This is a genomic window from Streptosporangium sp. 'caverna', from assembly GCF_003203775.1.
Taxonomy (GTDB): domain Bacteria; phylum Actinomycetota; class Actinomycetes; order Streptosporangiales; family Streptosporangiaceae; genus Streptosporangium; species Streptosporangium subroseum.
Genome location: NZ_CP029711.1, coordinates 1,821,451 through 1,837,690, shown reverse-complemented (window position 1 = coordinate 1,837,690; position 16,240 = coordinate 1,821,451). Strand labels below are relative to the sequence as shown.

16 protein-coding genes are annotated in these 16,240 nt (G+C 68.5%); 8 read left to right on the top strand and 8 right to left on the bottom strand.

Features of this window, described 5'->3' with window-relative positions; translation table 11 throughout:
* Positions 1-22: 22 nt before the first annotated feature.
* Together DKM19_RS08215 and DKM19_RS08210 are read right to left on the bottom strand one after the other, a co-directional pair.
* Positions 23-922: an SDR family oxidoreductase gene (locus tag DKM19_RS08215; RefSeq protein WP_110695178.1), complete on the bottom strand. Its 900-nt coding sequence runs from the start codon at positions 920-922 to the stop codon at positions 23-25.
* A gap of 371 nt (positions 923-1,293) precedes the next feature.
* A complete protein-coding gene (locus tag DKM19_RS08210; RefSeq protein ID WP_110695177.1) occupies positions 1,294-2,802 on the bottom strand; it encodes a glycoside hydrolase family 3 protein in 1,509 nt (502 codons plus the stop codon).
* Between the two features lie 407 nt (positions 2,803-3,209).
* On the opposite strand from DKM19_RS08210, the gene DKM19_RS08205 reads away from it, so the two are divergent.
* The 3 genes from DKM19_RS08205 to DKM19_RS08195 all read left to right on the top strand — a co-directional run bounded on the left by DKM19_RS08205 (position 3,210) and on the right by DKM19_RS08195 (position 5,266).
* Positions 3,210-3,734, top strand: a complete 525-nt coding sequence (locus DKM19_RS08205; protein WP_162641361.1) for a DUF6328 family protein — start codon at positions 3,210-3,212, stop codon at positions 3,732-3,734.
* A gap of 129 nt (positions 3,735-3,863) precedes the next feature.
* Entirely contained in the window at positions 3,864-4,550 is a 687-nt protein-coding gene (locus tag DKM19_RS08200; protein WP_110705556.1) for a TetR/AcrR family transcriptional regulator, read from the top strand.
* Between the two features lie 23 nt (positions 4,551-4,573).
* The gene (locus DKM19_RS08195) at positions 4,574-5,266 is read left to right on the top strand and encodes a DNA alkylation repair protein (RefSeq protein ID WP_239514145.1); all 693 of its coding nucleotides are present in this window, start codon (positions 4,574-4,576) and stop codon (positions 5,264-5,266) included.
* On the opposite strand, the gene DKM19_RS08190 is transcribed toward DKM19_RS08195, so the two are convergent.
* The 6 genes from DKM19_RS08190 to DKM19_RS08165 form a co-directional block, all read right to left on the bottom strand.
* Positions 5,259-6,131 (bottom strand): chitosanase, encoded by an 873-nt coding sequence (locus tag DKM19_RS08190; RefSeq protein ID WP_239514144.1) that lies wholly within the window; start codon positions 6,129-6,131, stop codon positions 5,259-5,261. The two genes, DKM19_RS08195 and DKM19_RS08190, sit on opposite strands and share 8 nt — an antisense overlap.
* Positions 6,132-6,298: 167 nt before the next feature.
* Complete coding sequence (locus tag DKM19_RS08185) at positions 6,299-7,210, bottom strand: carbohydrate ABC transporter permease (protein ID WP_110695173.1); 912 nt, start codon at positions 7,208-7,210, stop codon at positions 6,299-6,301.
* Positions 7,210-8,112: a carbohydrate ABC transporter permease gene (locus DKM19_RS08180; RefSeq protein WP_110695172.1), complete on the bottom strand. Its 903-nt coding sequence runs from the start codon at positions 8,110-8,112 to the stop codon at positions 7,210-7,212. Before DKM19_RS08180 ends, DKM19_RS08185 begins: the two co-directional genes overlap by 1 nt.
* A gap of 189 nt (positions 8,113-8,301) precedes the next feature.
* Positions 8,302-9,711 (bottom strand): N-acetylglucosamine/diacetylchitobiose ABC transporter substrate-binding protein, encoded by a 1,410-nt coding sequence (gene ngcE, locus DKM19_RS08175; protein ID WP_110695171.1) that lies wholly within the window; start codon positions 9,709-9,711, stop codon positions 8,302-8,304.
* Positions 9,712-9,731: 20 nt separating this feature from the next.
* Entirely contained in the window at positions 9,732-10,487 is a 756-nt protein-coding gene (locus tag DKM19_RS08170) for a sugar isomerase domain-containing protein (RefSeq protein WP_110695170.1), read from the bottom strand.
* Positions 10,488-10,489: 2 nt separating this feature from the next.
* On the bottom strand, positions 10,490-11,365 hold the full coding sequence (locus DKM19_RS08165) for a MurR/RpiR family transcriptional regulator (RefSeq protein ID WP_110695169.1): 876 nt from the start codon (positions 11,363-11,365) through the stop codon (positions 10,490-10,492).
* Between the two features lie 149 nt (positions 11,366-11,514).
* Between DKM19_RS08165 and DKM19_RS08160 the strand changes: the two genes are divergently transcribed.
* The 5 genes from DKM19_RS08160 to DKM19_RS08140 all read left to right on the top strand — a co-directional run bounded on the left by DKM19_RS08160 (position 11,515) and on the right by DKM19_RS08140 (position 16,209).
* Positions 11,515-12,117 (top strand): HAD family phosphatase, encoded by a 603-nt coding sequence (locus tag DKM19_RS08160; protein WP_204358704.1) that lies wholly within the window; start codon positions 11,515-11,517, stop codon positions 12,115-12,117.
* A gap of 74 nt (positions 12,118-12,191) precedes the next feature.
* Positions 12,192-13,001, top strand: a complete 810-nt coding sequence (locus DKM19_RS08155; protein ID WP_110695168.1) for an SAM-dependent methyltransferase — start codon at positions 12,192-12,194, stop codon at positions 12,999-13,001.
* A 23-nt stretch (positions 13,002-13,024) separates the two neighbouring features.
* Complete coding sequence (locus tag DKM19_RS08150) at positions 13,025-13,669, top strand: MerR family transcriptional regulator (protein WP_369988315.1); 645 nt, start codon at positions 13,025-13,027, stop codon at positions 13,667-13,669.
* Positions 13,670-13,920: 251 nt separating this feature from the next.
* Positions 13,921-14,934 carry a glutamine synthetase gene (glnII, locus tag DKM19_RS08145; protein WP_110695167.1) on the top strand — a complete coding sequence of 338 codons (1,014 nt, stop codon included), beginning with the start codon at positions 13,921-13,923 and terminating at the stop codon, positions 14,932-14,934.
* Between the two features lie 405 nt (positions 14,935-15,339).
* Complete coding sequence (locus tag DKM19_RS08140; RefSeq protein ID WP_110695166.1) at positions 15,340-16,209, top strand: TrmB family transcriptional regulator; 870 nt, start codon at positions 15,340-15,342, stop codon at positions 16,207-16,209.
* Positions 16,210-16,240: the final 31 nt, after the last annotated feature.

Below are 16,240 nucleotides of genomic sequence, written 5' to 3'. Positions count from 1 at the left end.
TCCACGGCAGGCACTCCGGCGGCTACGCCCCGCGGACGGGCTCCGGCTCGGCGGCGTCGACGAGGAGTTTCGCGACCGCGTCACCGACCTCGGCCGGCTCCCAGCGCGCTCCGCCGTCGACTCGGGGCCCGTGCCGCCAGCCGTCCGCGAGGGAGATGACCCCGCCCTCGACCTCGAACACCCGTCCCGTGACGTGGGCGGATTCGGCCGAACCCAGCCAGGCGACCAGCGGCGCCACGTTGGCCGGGTCCATGGCGTCGAACCCGCTCCCGGGAATCACGGCGGCGCAGGCCTCCTCGGTCATCCGGGTGCGCGCGGCCGGGGCGATCGCGTTCACCGTGACGCCGTAGTGGCCGAGCTCGGCGGCGGCCACCTGGGTGAGTGCCGTGATACCCGCCATGGCCGCGGAGTGGTTGCCCTGGCCGACGCCGCCGAACAGTCCGGCCCCGGAGGAGGTGTTGATCACTCGCGCGTCCACGGCCTGGCCCGCCTTCGATCGCTCCCGCCAGTGCGCCCCGGCGTGGCGCAGCGGCAGGAAGTGGCCCTTGAGGTGCACCCGGATCACGTCGTCCCACTCCTGCTCGGTCATCTCGACCAGCATCCGGTCGCGGACGAACCCGGCATTGTTCACCAGCACGTCGAGCCGCCCGTAGGCGCTCAGCACCATTTTGACCAGTCGCGCGGCACCACCCCAGTCGGCGACGTCGTCGCTGTTGGCCACCGCCTGGCCGCCCAGGTCGCGGATCTCCTCGACCACCTCCAGCGCGGGGCCGCCGGACCGCCCGGAGCCCTCCCGCCCGGTGCCGAGGTCGTTGACCACGACCTTCGCTCCCTGCCGGGCGAACTCCAGCGCGTGTTCCCGCCCGATGCCCCGTCCGGCCCCGGTAACGATCACTACACGCCCATCGCAGATCCCGCTCATGACAAGGTCCCTTTCGCCGTGATCATGCAGAGTTTCCCGGCTGTTCACCTGTCATGTCCAGATGCGATCCGCCGCTGGGCGGAATCCCGTCACGACGAATCGGACGTACGGCGCCCGTCACTGCCCCGGACGTGCGACGACCTCCTCGATGACGAGGCGAAGCGGGGGCGGAGGCAGGGCACGGTCGGGGCGAGACGGGGCAGAGCCCGGGGCAGGGCGGGCGGGGCGTGAGGTCGAGGTCGGACGGGGACGAAGGCGGGGACGGAAGGGGAACGGGAGGGGAACGGGAGGGGAGGGGAACGGGAGGGGAGGGGAACGTAGACAGGGACGAGAGGACAGAGACAAGAACGGGGACGGGGACCGTGACGAGGTCAGGGCTGGGTGTCGCCGGCGAGGATCTCGGCGGCGGCCTGACCGCAGACGCGGGAGGCCCCGTGGGTGGCGATGTGAACCGCACCGAGGTCCGAACGGCCCGGCAGCCCCATCTCGACCACGATGGCGTCCGGGCGGGCGGCCAGCAGGTGGCTCAGCGCGCTCGTCTGCCACGGGTGCCGGTGGGCGTCGCGAACGACGATCACCAGGGGACGGTCGGCCGCGGCCGCGAGCGCCGCCTCGATCGCGCTCCCGGTGGCGGCCGAGGCGCCCAGCCGGGTCACCGTGGTACCGGGCAGGAGCTTGCCGAGCGGCTCGCCGACACCCCAGGGGGTGCTCTTCTCGATGGCGAGGTTCATCTCGGGGGCCAGTTCGACCACGTGGGGAGGGGCGAGCAGGGGAAGGACCACGTCCGCCGAGCGGCGGGTGATCCGCAGGGCGCGGCGGGCCGCGGTCAGACCGATCGCGACGTCGCCGGGGCGGGCGGGCACGGGGGGCCGGTGCACGGCGGACGCACTCCAGAGGGCGAGCTCGCAGACCCTCTGGGCGGCGTCGGCCAGCCGCTCCTCCGGAAGCCATCCCTCGATCACGGCGTCCACGAGGGCGTCGCGGACCTCGATCGCGGTGTGCTCCTCGGCGTGCTCGCCACCCACGCAGATCGCGTCGGCGCCCGCCGCGATGGCCCGCGCCGAGGCCCCGCCGATGCCGTAGGGACCGGACACGGCCGCCATCTCGATGCCGTCGGTGACGATGACGCCCTCGAAACCCAGCTCGACCCTGAGCAGGTCGTGCAGCACCGGGCGGCTGAGCGTGGCGGGCATCTCGGCGTCGAGGGCGGAGACCAGAAGGTGCCCGGTCATGACCATGCGCACGCCTTCGGCGATGGCCGCGCGGAAGGGCCGCAGCGCCACCTCGTGGAGTTCCTCGATGGTGGCGGCGACCAGCGGGACGCCGTGGTGGGAGTCGACGGAGGTGTCGCCGTGCCCGGGGAAGTGCTTGGCGCAGGCGGCGACGCCGGCGGACTGCAGGCCCCTGATCCAGGCGGCGGTGTGCCGGGAGACCAGGTCGGCATCGGCCCCGAAGGCGCGCAGGCCGATGACCGGGTTATCCGGATTGGAGTTGACGTCGGCCGAGGGTGCGAAGTTGAGGTTGATCCCCGCCAGCGCGAGGTCGTGGCCGAGGTCCCGGGCGAGTTCCTCGGTGAGTTCGAGATCGTCCACCACGCCGAGGGCGAAGCTGCCCGGCCGGGTGCTTCCCGCGGCGGCCTCCAGCCGCGTGACCTCACCGGACTCCTCGTCGATGCCGACGAGGACCTGCGGGTTCTCCGCGCGGAGCGCCGCCGTGAGGTCGGCGACCTGGGAAGGGGTCGCGATGTTCCTGGAGAAGAGCACCACACCGCTCATTCCGTCGGCCAGACGCCGGCGGATCCAGTCGGGCGGTGTCTTTCCCACGAACCCCGGGAGAACAACCGTCTCCGCCAGACGAAGCAGCTCTTGGCCGCGCTTCATGCACCCTCCTCCGCCTCACGGCCGGTCGGCATCTCATGCCGAAGACGCGCGGACAACATGTTGTTCGGCACCTCCGGAGGAAGCGCTCCCAAAGGCTTGGGCGCAAATCTAATAGGAAACTTTCCTAATTGCTAGTGGGCTGACCATGGGCCTTCGACCGTGCGCCTGCAGATCACAGGTGCCCCTCGCGAGGGGCGGGGACACGGGACCGCGGCCTTCCGATGCTTCCGCGGCGCGGTTGCGAACCGGATCGTTCGCCGAGGCCTCGGGGCCGGGCCCGCCCGGATCCCGGCCTCCCCGGTCAAGCCCTCACGGCGAAAGCAAGACCATCCAGGTCATGCGATCGTCGCGTAAAGCTCAATCCAGCGGGAGGTTGACAACTGCGCACAGCTATAAAATGGGTCCGGGTGAGTCAATTGGACAGTCGCAACCCCGAACCCGAGAGATCCGAACCCGGCGAGAGCGGGAAGGAACGCGTCGACCGGGAGCTGATCGAACTCCTGCAGGAACTACGCGTCTCCACCACCGGAATCCAGGTGCTGTTCGCCTTCCTGCTCATTCTGCCGTTCCAGCAGAGATTCTCCGAGGTGGGCCCGCTGGGCTACCGGTTGTTCTTCGTCGCGCTGCTCAGCGGCGCCCTGGCCTCGGTGTGTTTCATCGCTCCCGCGGCCCAGCACCGCCTGCTGTTCCGGACCTCGCTGAAGGAGACGATGCTCCGCCGGGCCAACCGGATCGGCCTCGTCGGCCTGGTCTTCCTGATGGTGTCCATGGCCAGTGCGATCGCACTGGTCGTCGATGTCGTCATCGACGACACCGCCGCTGTGATCTTCAGCGGCGCGGTGGCCCTGGTCGCCATCTGGCTCTGGCTCCTGCAGCCGATCATCGACCTCCACCGCCTCCGCACCGCCCGCGGCAGACGGCCCTCCCGCTGAGGAGCTCCGCGCCGCCCCCGCCGCCGGCCTCGCGGCACGCTTAGCAAGCGCTTGGTTACAGGCAAAGGCAGGGATGAGCTGGCGCGTTTATGTGAACAAGCGATTGCGCAAGGGCTCATAATGGAGGACGTGAACACGCGAAAGAACTCCGGCGCGACCGCGACCCCGGTCAAGCGCCAGGGCACGACGAAACGCGCGGCCTCATCCGGCCCGGCCTCAGAGCGCCGCGACCACCTCGTCAAGCTCGCCGCCGAGCTCTTCGCCCGGAAAGGCTTCCAGGCGACCACCGTCCGCGAGATCGCGGAGGAGGCCGGCATCCTGTCCGGAAGCCTGTACCACCACTTCGACTCCAAGGAGACGATCGTCGACGAGGTGCTGACCACCTTCCTCGACGACCTTGTCGGCCGCTACCGCGTCGCTCTGGAGCAGGACGGCGACCCCCGCACGATTCTTTCAGAAATGGTGCGCATCGGGTTCAGCACGCTCGAACCACACCGCGCGGCGATCACGGTCATGCAGAACGACTGGAGTTACCTGCGCTCCCTGCCCGGCGACCGCTTCGACTATCTGGTCCGGGCCGAGGACGAGGTCGAGCGCATGTGGGTCGAGCAGATCAAGCTCGGCCAGACCGCCGGCCAGCTCCGCGCCGACGTCGACCCCAAGCTCACCTACCGCATGATCCGCGACACCATCTGGGTGGCGGTGCGCTGGTTCCGCCCGGGTGGCCGCCTCAACACCGCCGGCCTCGCCGAGCACTACATCACGGTCCTGTTCGACGGCGTGGCGACCGGCGAGCGGAGCAGCCACCGCGGATGACGCCTCTCCAGAAGGCTGTGCGAATGGCACTCGCCGACGCCGCCGATCCCGCCAAGGCACAGGCCATGCAGGCCTACATGAAGTCCGAGATGCCGTTCCTCGGGGCACAGGCCATGCCGCGCCGCGCCGCACTGAAGAGGGCCTTCCTCGAGCACCCCATCGAGACGGCGCCCGAATGGCGCAAGGCGACCCTGACCCTGTGGCGGGAGGCCGAATACCGCGAGGAGCGCTATGCGGCGATCGAGCTGACCGGCTTCCGGCCGTACCGGGGTTTCCAGACGCTCTACGCGCTTCCGATGTACGAAGAGATGATCGTCAGCGGAGCCTGGTGGGATTACGTCGACGATCTCGCCGTTCACCGCGTCGGCGGCCTTCTGGCCGCCTTCCCCGACACCATGCGCTCGCTCATGCTGGACTGGGCCCACGGCGACGACCTCTGGAAGCGCCGCACGGCCATCCTGTCCCAGAACAGGTTCAAGGCCGCCACCGACACCGGTCTGCTCTACGCCTGCATCGAGCCGAGCCTGTCAGACAACGACTTCTTCGCCCGCAAGGCGATCGGCTGGGCCCTGCGCGAATACGCCAAGACGAACCCCGGCGAGGTCGTCCACTACGTCGACCACATGGGCATCACCGGCCTGAGCCGCCGCGAGGCCCTCAGAAACATCCCGGCGAGCGAGGCTCGGCCCGCTCGCCGGGGGAGCTCAACTAGCTGATCTTGAAGGGGTCTCCGTAGACCTTCCAGGACAGCGGGGTGTTCAGGTCGAGGTTGCCGTTGTTGAGGAAGACCCGCTGCGCGGTGTCGACCCGGCTGGTGTCCTCGTGGGCCTCCTCGGCCCTCATCGCGACCTTGCGCGCGTCGAGGAACGCGTTCAGGTACTTCACCTCGTCGCCGCCCTGCGCCGGCGGCTTGGCCTTCTTCAGGGCGTTCTTGCGGATCGCGCCGAAGCTCTGCGGGTCGTTCCCGCCGCCGTGCATGACGATGGCGTCGTAGTAGGCGAACTGCCCGAGGGCGCGCAGGCCGTCCTGCTTGGCCTGCGTGACCGCCGGGTTGAAGTAGACCCGGTCGCGCTCGTCGTTCTGCGCCTGCTGGAAGACCGTGTCCTTGGCGGCGGTGGCCCAGTCCTTGGTGTAGTTCGAGCCCAGGCCGGTGTGCGAGTCGGTGCCGTCGACCTTGCGCAGGGCGGGCAGATACTTGGCGAGCACGTTTCCGGGCTTGCGCGCGGCGTAGAGCTCGACGAGGTCGAGCATGTCGCCCGTACCGGAGCAGAAGCCGATGATCCCGGCGGTGTAGCCGCGGCCGTCGCCGATGTCCTCGATGTACTTGTACTGCGCCTTCCAGTCGAGGGTGGAGTTCTCCGCGCTGGACACCAGCTGCATCGCGATGTCCTTCTTGCGCGGGTCGGTGAGATCGACCGCGGCGGCCGCGGACACCGACGACACCCTCGCGGCCGGCGAGAGCGGCTGCGTGGCCGCGTGTCCGGCACCGGCGAGGGAGGTCAGGACCGGGACGACGGCCGCGGCGGAGGCGAGGAGACGCAGGGCGCGGCGGCTGGTGCGGGGATCTGACGAGATGGGCACGTGTCTCTCCATTAAGGGGTGTGGAGGAACGACCGGAGGCGAGGAATCCGCCCGCTCGTTAGGAAGCTTTCCTAACTAACCTAACCGCCAATACGCCTCATCGGTCAACCCATTCCCCCTTAACCACCAACGATGATCTCCTTAAACGACTCTTAAGAAGATCGGGACTACTTGAGCGCCCCCGCGGTCAGGCCCTTCTGGATCTGACTCTGGAAGAGCGTGTAAACGATCAGCATCGGAAGGATGGCCATGCTGAGCGCGGCGAACAGGGCCGACCAGTCGGCGTCGTAGCCCGCGGCGGTGGAGATGTCGGCGATGCCCTGGGTGAGCACCCATTTCTCCCTGTCGGAGGTCAGCAGGACGAGCGGGAGCTGGTACTGGTTCCACTGGCCGAGCACGTTGAAGATGGTCACGCTGACGATGCCCGGCTTGGCCATCGGCAGCATGATCTGGAAGAACACCCGCGCGTGCGAGGCCCCGTCCACGAAGGCCGCCTCGGCCACCGCCCCCGGCAGCGTCCTGAAGAACGCCGCCAGGAAGAAGACGGTGAAGGGCAGCGAGTAGGCGATGTAGACCAGGATCAGCCCACCGCGCGTGTTCAGGCCGATGAACTGGCCGATCAGCGGGATCGTCCCCATGTTCTGCACGACGAAGAACAGCGGGGTCAGCGCCAGGTAGACGGGAAAGGCCAGGCCGGAGACGAACAGCAGATAGATCGCGCGATTACCGCGGAACCTGTAGCGGGCCAGCACGTATGCGGCCATGGAGCCGAACAGCATCGTGCCGAACGTGCTGAAGGCCACGACGATGACGCTGTTCACCATGTACTGGCCGATGTGCGCCTGCTCCCAGGCGCGGGCCCAGTTGTCGAAGCGGAGGGAGGCCGGCAGCGACCAGGCGTTGCCGAAGATCTCGTCCTCGCTCTTCACCGACGCGAGGAAGGTCCACACGATCGGCACCGCCACCAGGACCGTCCAGATCAGCAGCGCGAGGTGGGTCAGGACCGACAGCGGTCCCAGCCGCTTTCTGCGCTCCTCACGGACATGTGCCCGGCTCCGGGAAATCGCCGCCTCTGCCACTAGAACTCGATTCGTTCACGCCGCGACAGGCGCAGGGCCAGCGCCGCGAACCCGATGGTGAAGAAGAACAGCACCACGCCCATCGCGGAGGCGTAGCCGAACTTGAAGTACTGGAAGGCGTTGCGGTAGATCTCCGCCGCCATCACCGTCGTGGAGTGGTCGGGACCGCCCTGCTCCGCCGTCATCACCCACACGACGGCGAAGACGTCCAGCGCGGCGATGCCGAGATAGACCCAGCCGACCTGGATGGTGTCCCAGAGCAGGGGCAGCGTGATCCGGAAGAACAGCTGCGCTCCCCCGGCCCCGTCGATCGCCGCCGCCTCGAACATGTCACGCGGGATGGAGGCGATGCCCGCCGAGAAGAGCACCACGTAGAACCCGACCGCCTGCCAGACCAGCACGCCGAGAATCGACCAGAACGCGACGTCGGTGTCGGACAGGAAGCCGACCGGCTCAAGCCCGAGGGCGATCAGCGGCGCGTTGAGCATGCCGCTCTTGTCGGGCCTGAACACCTGCTGGAACAGGACGGCGACCACCGCGATGGCCAGCACCTGGGGGAAGAAGAACACCACCCGGTAGAACTTCGACCCCCAGATGCCCCCGGTGCCGCCCCGCCCGCCCGCGTTGAGCAGGAAGGCGAAGAAGAGTGCGATCACGAGGGTGAGCAGCGGCATCAGGATCAGCAGGAGCAGGTTGTGACCGACGGCCTGCCAGAAGATCCCGTCGCCGGCGAGCCTCCGGAAGTTCTCCGTACCCACGAACCGCGGACTGGCGCTCACCCCGCGCCAGTCGGTGAACGCGATGTAGAAGGCCTGCGCGTAGGGGGCGATCACGTAGATCACGTAGAGCGCCACCGGGATCGCGAGGAACCCGGTGACGAACCGCATCCTGCCGTAGTTCATCGGTGGGTTACCGTTCCTCGTCCGATCCGCCCGCGCGGCACGTCGCCGTCACCTCGTGAACCTCCCGCTCGCCGTCACCGCCTGGACCTCCCCGGTACGCGTCATGCGTCGCCGTCACCACATGAACCTCGGTACGCGTGGTGCATCGTCGTCGCCTCATGAACCTCCCGTACGCACGACGCGCCGCCGTCACCTCGTGAACTTCTTCACCGAGGAGTCGCTCTTGATCGAGTCGGCCTTCTTCTGCGCGCGGTCCGTCCACTCGTCGACGGTCAGCTTGCCGCTCATCAGCTGCCCGGACGCGGCGGCCACCTCGTCGTGCATGTCGACGTACCACTTGCGGAACAGGAACCAGACGGCGTTGTCGCCCGCCGCGGTCAGGGCGGTCGAGGCGCTCTTCAGGCCCGGCTTGAGCGTCTGGCCCTCCCCGGCGCCCTTGACGACGGTGAGCGTGGAGACCAGCTCCATGAACTTGCCGGCGCCCTCCTTGGAGAGCATCGCCCGCATGTACTCCAGCCCCGCCCGGGGGTTGGCCGACTTGGCCGGCACGACGTACTCCTCGCCCGGCTGGATGTGCATGGTGCCGTACGGCAGTGCGTCGGAGGGGCCGAAGTCCGGCAGGGGGAACACCGCGTAGCCGAAGTCGGCCGGGGTGGAGTCCTTCTGCTCGTTCTCCAGCCAGGAGCCGCAGGGCAGCATGGCGACCTCGCCCTTGTTCTGCGCGGTCTGCGTCTGGATGTGGTCGAGGCCCGCGGTGCCCTGGAGCAGGTATTTGGCGCCGAGCTCGGCGAAGGCCGTCGCGGCCTGCTTGACCGGCTCGGCCTTCCAGGCGCCGTCTTCCAGGTTGTCGATGTTCTTCAGCACGTCCTTGCCGCCGATCTTCGCGGCGAGCGTCAGGATGGCCTCGTAGATGTAGAACGGGTGCTTGCCCGCGTAGGTGAACGGCGCCGTCTTGCCCGCCTTCTTGATGGTCTCGCACAGGGCCGTGAACTCGGCCCAGGTCTTGGGGACCTGCCAGCCCTCGTCGTCGAAGAGCTTCTGCGAGTACCAGATGCCCCAGACGGTGTTGGCGTAGTTGAGGACGTACGGCTTGCCGTCGTAGGTGCCGAACGCGATGGCTGCGGGGTCGATCGTGTCGCGCACCTTGACGGCGGGGTCGTCCCAGCTCGGCGCGTCGTACAGGGGCGTGAGGTCGGCGAGCTGACCGTCCTGGACCAGTGCCCCGAAGTCCATCGCGTTGGCGCCCGAGTTGTTGATGAACTCCGGCGGGTTGCCGCCGGCGAAGCGCGGCTGGAGGGTCTTGGCGACCTCCTTCGTCGCGTTGTGCTTGATCTCCAGCGTGGGGTGCTTCGCCTTGATCAGCGGCTCGTGGATGTCCTTGGCGTAACCGTCGCCGAAGCCACCGTCGAAGACCCAGATCTCCAGGGGTTTGTCCGTGGCGAACCCGAGCGGGTTGGCCGCGCTGGTGGCACCGGCGGCGGGAGCCGAGGAGGCACCGCCGCTGTTGCTTACTGGACTGGCGCACGAGGACAGGACAGGCAGGGCGATCCCGGCCAGGACCGCGCTGCGCAGGAGCTCACGCCTGGATAACTGGGTCATGCTTCCTCCTGGAGGGGTGGTTAGGCACCTCGCCGGATCCTTCCGGCATAGCGGCTCTCGAAAGCCCGGTTGTGCTCGTCGCCGCCGATCACGTTGGCGGACCGGTAGATCGGCGGTTCCTGACCCTCCTCGATCAGGCCGCGCACCACCTCGGCCACGACCATCTGCGCCAGCAGCGCCGAGGTGATCGTGGAGACCGCGCCGAACACGCCGCCGTCCGGGAGCGGGAGGACCGCGTCGCCGTACGGGGCGCCGTTGTCGAGCACGACGTCGGCGAGGTCGAACAGCTTGCGGCCCGAGGGGTGGCGGGAGGTCATCGCGGTGCTGTGCTGGACGGAGGTCAGGGCGATCAGGTCGTGCCCCTTCTCCTTGACGATGGAGGCCAGCTCCACCACCGAGCCGTTCACCCCCGAGCTGGAGATCAGCACGAACACGTCCCGTGGCTGGACGGGGGCCAGGTCGTAGATCTTCTGGGCGATCGTGGGGTCGCGCTCCAGCTCGGCCCCGTTTCCGAGGACGCTCACCGGCGCCCCGCCGTACAGGACGACGTCGCGCAGCGCGAGCCGGTTGCTGGGGACCAGTCCGCCCGCGCGCCCGGCGATCTCCATCGCGATCGCCTCGGAGTGCCCCGAGCCGAAGGCCTGGATCACCCCGCCGTCCCGCAGCGATCCGATCATCAACGCGGCCGCCTTCTTGACCGCGGTCCCCTGCGTCTGGACGACCTCGTCCATCAGGGCCTTCACTTCATGAACGTAGTCGCCGGCTCCGATGTCCACGATCAGCTCCTCTCCACGCGGTGGCTCTCCAGTGCCCGGATCGTCAACTCGAACGCCTCGTTGGTCTGCTCGTAGGTGCGTTGCGCGACCGCGACGTAGACGGTGTCGAGGACGAAGAGCTGGGAGTGGACGGCCGCCAGGCCGCCCAGTCGGAAGGTGGTCTCGCGACTGGCGGTGGTCAGCACCAGGTCGGCCAGCTCGGCCAGCGAGGACCGGGCGAAGGAGGTCACCGCGACGGTCAGCGCGCCCCGGTCTCCGGCCTCGGCGAGCGACTCCAGGACCTCCCGGGTGCGCCCCTGGTGGGAGATCCCGATCGCGACGTCGCCCTCGGCGAGCAGCGCGGCGTCGGCGAGCGCCTCGTGCGCGTCGGCGTGGCTCCAGCAGGGAACCCGGATCCGGCGGAGCCGTCCGCCCATCATGGAGGCCACCGCCCCGCTGGTGGAGACCCCGAAGATCAGGACCCGCCGCGCCGCGACCATCGCGTCGGCGACCTTGGCGACGGTTTCCGCGTCGAGCTGGGCCGCGGTCTCCTGGATGAGCCGGGAGTCGGCGGCGGCCATCACGCCGATCGCCACGTCGAGCGGATCGGTCGGGCCGATCTCGTGGCCCACCCCCGCGTCCCAGTTGGCCTGCGCGGCGCGCCCGTTCTCGGTCGCCAGCGCGACCCGCAGCCCGGCGTACCCGGCGAAGCCGAACACCCGGCAGAAACGGGTGACCGTGGCGGGCGAGCTGCCGCTCCGCTCGGCGAGCGTGATGATCGTGGATCGGGCCGCCTCCGCCGGGTCGGCCAGGATGGCCTCGCCGACCCGGCGCAGTGCCTCCGGCAGGGAGGGCGTCTCGGTCTGGATCCGCCCGAGGGCTCCTGCTGCCACAGGCATTCCTTTCACCGTTAAGCGATTGGGTGAAAATTATTATTAACTCCGCCCGGCGTCAAGGCACCGGGGATCATCCTTTTATTTGGTCAAGCGCTTGCTCGTTAAGGTGCGCGGTAGGGTTGGCCCGATTCATCGTCACGCGTTAGGCGACCATGCTCGATCAGCGACTTCAGCCCGTCATGCCGTACACCGCGCTCGTCTTCGATTGCGACGGCACCCTCGCCGACACCCTCTCCGCCAACGAGAACGCCTGGCGGACGGCGCTGGCCGGCTGGGAGATCGAGCTCGATCCGGCCTGGTACCGCGCCCGCACCGGCCTGTCCGGCGACCGCCTGCTGGCCGAGCTGGAGACCGAGACCGGCGCGGAGCTGGACTACCCGGCGGTCCGGGCGGCGGCGCTGGACGCCTACCAGTGGCTGATCCACACCGTCACCCCGCACCGTCAGGTCAGCGCGATCGCCGAGGCCCACCGGGGCCGGGTGCCGATGGCGGTGGCCTCGGGAGGGGCCCGCCAGGCGGTGGAGGAGACCCTACGCGTCACCGGCCTTCTCCCGCTCTTCGACGCCGTGGTGACGAGGGACGACGTGCGGCACGGCAAGCCCGCCCCGGACGTCTACCTGCTCGCCGCCCGGCTCCTGGACGTCGACCCGCACTCCTGCGTCGCCTACGAGGACACCGACGAGGGAGTGAACTCCGCGCTGGCCGCCGGCATGACGGTCATCGACGTCCGCCCCTCACTCCGAAGTGAGACCTGAGTCGGGATCATCATGGGCCGATGATCCCCTAGCATCTCCACTAAGTCTGATCAAGCGGACATAAGGAGAGCACCGTGCCCGAGGAGCAGCTGCCCCAGGGAGTCGATCCCACGGTGCCGAGCGTGGCCCGCATGTACGACTACTACCTCGGAGGCAAGGACAACTTCGCCTCCGACCGCGAGGCGGCCGAGAAGTTCATCGAGGTCGTTCCGGGTATGCGGATGATCGCCCAGGCCAACCGCGCCTTCCTCCGCAGGGCGGTGACCGAGCTCGCCGGCCAGGGGATACGCCAGTTCCTCGACATCGGCTCGGGCCTGCCCACCCAGGAGAACGTCCACCAGGTCGTGCATCGGATCATCCCCGACGCCCAGGTCACCTACGTGGACAACGACCCCATCGTCCTGGCCCACGGCCGGGCCCTGCTGGCCGACAATCCCCGCACCACCGTGATCCAGGCGGACATGCGCGAGCCGAAGGCCCTGCTCGACCACCCCGAGGTGCGGGCGACCATCGACTTCGACCGGCCGGTGGCCCTGATCCTGCTGGCGATGCTGCACTTCGTCCCCGAGGACGCCGACGCCGACGCCATCGTCACCTCGGTGCGCGAGGCGCTCTCGCCCGGCAGCTACCTGGTCCTGTCCCACGGCTTCGCCGGCTACTCCGGCCAGGAGACGCAGGAGAAGGCGCAGGAGGTCTACGTCTCCACCGCCACCGGATCGATCACCTCGCGCAGTCCCGACCAGATCGCCGCCTACCTGGAGGGGCTCGACGTGCTGCCCCCGGGGATCGTCCCGGTCGAGGCCTGGCGCCCGGAGTTCGACGAGGACGTCCCGATCGACTTCACCCGGCCGGGCATCCTCGGAGCCGTGGCACGACTCCCCTAGCATTTGGCTAGCTGTACTATCCAATGATGCGGATATCCCAGCTCAGCACCGCATCACGCGTGCCCATCCCCACGATCAAGTACTACCTGCGCGAAGGTCTGCTCCCCGGCGGGGAGCAGACCTCGGCCACCAGGGCGGAGTACGGCGAGCGCCACGTGCGGCGGCTGCGGCTGATCCGCGCCCTGCTGGAGGTCGGCCGGCTGCCCATCGCGTCCATCCGCAAGGTGCTCGCCGCCGTGGACGACGAGAACCTGAGCATGCACCACGTGCTGGGCACCGCCCACTACGCCCTCGCCCCCGTGGTCGAACTCCACACGGCCGACGAGGAATGGACCCGCGCCCGCGCCGAGGCCGACGGCCTGATCGGCGATCTCGGCTGGCAGGTCGATCCCGACGCCCCCACCCGGGACGAGCTCGCCCAGGCCATCCTCACTCTCCGCCGGCTCGGCATGCCCGCCACGGGCGAGGCCCTGCGCCCCTACGCCGAGGTCGCCATCGGCCTCGTCACCGAACATGAGATCAACAGCATCCCGATCGACGGCCCGCGCGAGGCGGCGGTCGAAGCCCTGGTGATCGGCACCGTGGTGTACGGCAGGGTCCTCGACGTGATGCGCCGTCTCGCCCAGGAATCGGCCTCCGCCCGCGTCTTCGGCATCTCGTACGACTGACGCCGCGGAGGGAACGGACGTCCCAGCCGGGATGACCGTCCCCTTCCGCTCCGCAAACGACCGATTCACTGCTTCTGCTCCGCAAACAACCAGTTCACAGCCCAGAAACAGCAGTGTGCATTATTTTCACAAGGCATCTGCCTGCCCAAACGACCCGGGGTAACATCCTGTTCACATACGGGCAACAGTCGCGAAATCGCGACTTGCGATTCTTGATGGGCAGCAGCCCCTCCCTCTCAAGGAATCCGCCGATGAGCTTCAAGGCCGAATACATCTGGATCGACGGCACCAAGCCGACCGCCAAGCTTCGTTCGAAGACCAGGGTTCTGGCCGATGGTGCCGAGCTCCCGATCTGGGGCTTCGACGGGTCCAGCACCAACCAGGCCGACGGCTCCTCGTCAGACCGCGTGCTCAAGCCCGTTTTCACCTGCCCGGACCCGATCCGCGGCGGTAGCAACGTGCTGGTGCTGTGCGAGGTTCTCGACATCGACATGACGCCGCACGCCAGCAACACCCGCGCCGCCCTCGTCGAGGTCGCCGAGAAGTTCGCCGACCAGGAGTCGTGGTTCGGCATCGAGCAGGAATACACCTTCTTCAAGGAGGGCCGCCCGCTCGGCTTCCCGCTCGGCGGCTTCCCCGCCCCGCAGGGTGGTTACTACTGCGGCGTCGGCGCCGACGAGGTCTTCGGCCGCGAGATCGTCGAGAAGCACCTCGACTACTGCATGGCCGCGGGCCTGGCGATCTCCGGCATCAACGCCGAGGTCATGCCCGGCCAGTGGGAGTTCCAGATCGGCCCGGCGGGCCCCCTGGAGGCCTCCGACCACATGTGGATCGCTCGCTGGCTGCTCTACCGCATCGCCGAGGACTACAACGTCGCCGCCACGCTTGACGCCAAGCCGGTGAAGGGCGACTGGAACGGCGCCGGTGCGCACACCAACTTCTCCACCAAGGCGATGCGCGAGGGCTACGACCCGATCATCACCGCCTGCGAGGCCCTGGCCGCCAACGCCGCCGAGCACGTCAAATACTACGGCGCCGGCATCGAGGACCGCCTCACCGGCCAGCACGAGACCGCCCCCTGGAGCGAGTTCAGCTACGGCATCTCCGACCGCGGCGCCTCGGTCCGCATCCCGTGGCAGGTCGGGGTCGAGAAGAAGGGCTACATCGAGGACCGTCGCCCGAACGCCAACGTGGACCCCTACCAGGTGACCCGTCTCATCGTGAACACCTGCTGCACCGCCCTGGCGGCGGCCGGCCAGGTCTGATCCCGACACTTACGGCGAGGCTCTGCACGAGGCCGCGAACACCCTGCCGGGGGTGTTCGCGGCCTTCCGCGTTCCGGCCACCCAAGATCTTGATTAGCGAATCCGATTCGGTTTCTGTGAAAATCGGAAAACGTTTCCCATGATCGGTTCACCCGGCCGCGGTAACCCTTCACGTCCCTGAGAAAGCGGTTTCCCGTTTCCCTCCGGCAAGGTGAGCGACGGCCGGCTCGACCGGCTCGACGGAAACGTCCATAACGGGAAACGATTTCCGGCCGGGCGACCGGAAGCTCCTCACCAGCTCCGATGGCATGTTCACGGCCCATGGCGTGAGATGGCGCAAATGAAGTTAAATCAGGTGCTTTAGGACGGCACTAAAAAGCCACCGAGAGCCGTACCATAACTGCGATGCGGGACGTGGTGGAGCAGTTGCAGCGCCTGGGCATGTCGGGTTACGAGGCCAAGGCCTATGCCACCCTGGTCGGCGCCGGAAAGCCGCTCAACGGCTACGAGGTCGCCAAGCGTTCCGGCGTGCCACGCAGCACGGTCTACGAGACGCTGGGCAAGCTGGTGGCCAAGGGCGCGGCCTACGAACTACGGGGTTCCGACGACGCCACCGACTACCTGCCGCTGCCGCCCCGGTCTCTGCTGGAGCGCATGCGCCGGGAGTTCGACGACTCGATCGAGTCCCTGGAGTCCTCGCTGCCGAGGATCATGGCACCCCCCGAAGCTCACCTGACCCACAACCTCAAGGACGCCAGGGCCCTGCTCACCCGGGCCGAGGATGTGGTGGCCGGATCGCACACCGACCTGTTCCTGTCGATCTGGCCCCAGGAGATGGAGCGGCTGTCCCCCCTGACCAAACTGGCGGTCGAGCGCGGGGTCGACACCTCGGTGATGCACTTCGGACCCGCCCCGGACCCGGTCGGGCACCTTTACGAGCACCGGTTCCCTCCTCCCGCCGTGGCCCTGGAACACCTGGGCTACCGTCTCCTGGTCATCGTCGGCGACCGGCGGGAGACCCTGATCGGCGGGTTCGTGGACGACTCCGCCTGGGGCGTCTACACCGAGGACCCGGCCGTGGTCCTGATGGCGGCGGAATACATCAGGAACGACATCGCCATGGAGATCATCGCCGACCGGATCGGGCACGACTCCCTGCGCGAGATCTGGGCCGGCGACCCCGAGCTCAAGCGCCTGCGCGCCGGTCACGGCCGCCCGGCCGCCCTGCTCCGCGCCGTCGGGGGGCCAGATCTTAACCAGCCGCTCACCTACTGATGGCAGGATTGCTGGAAAATAGATATGACAT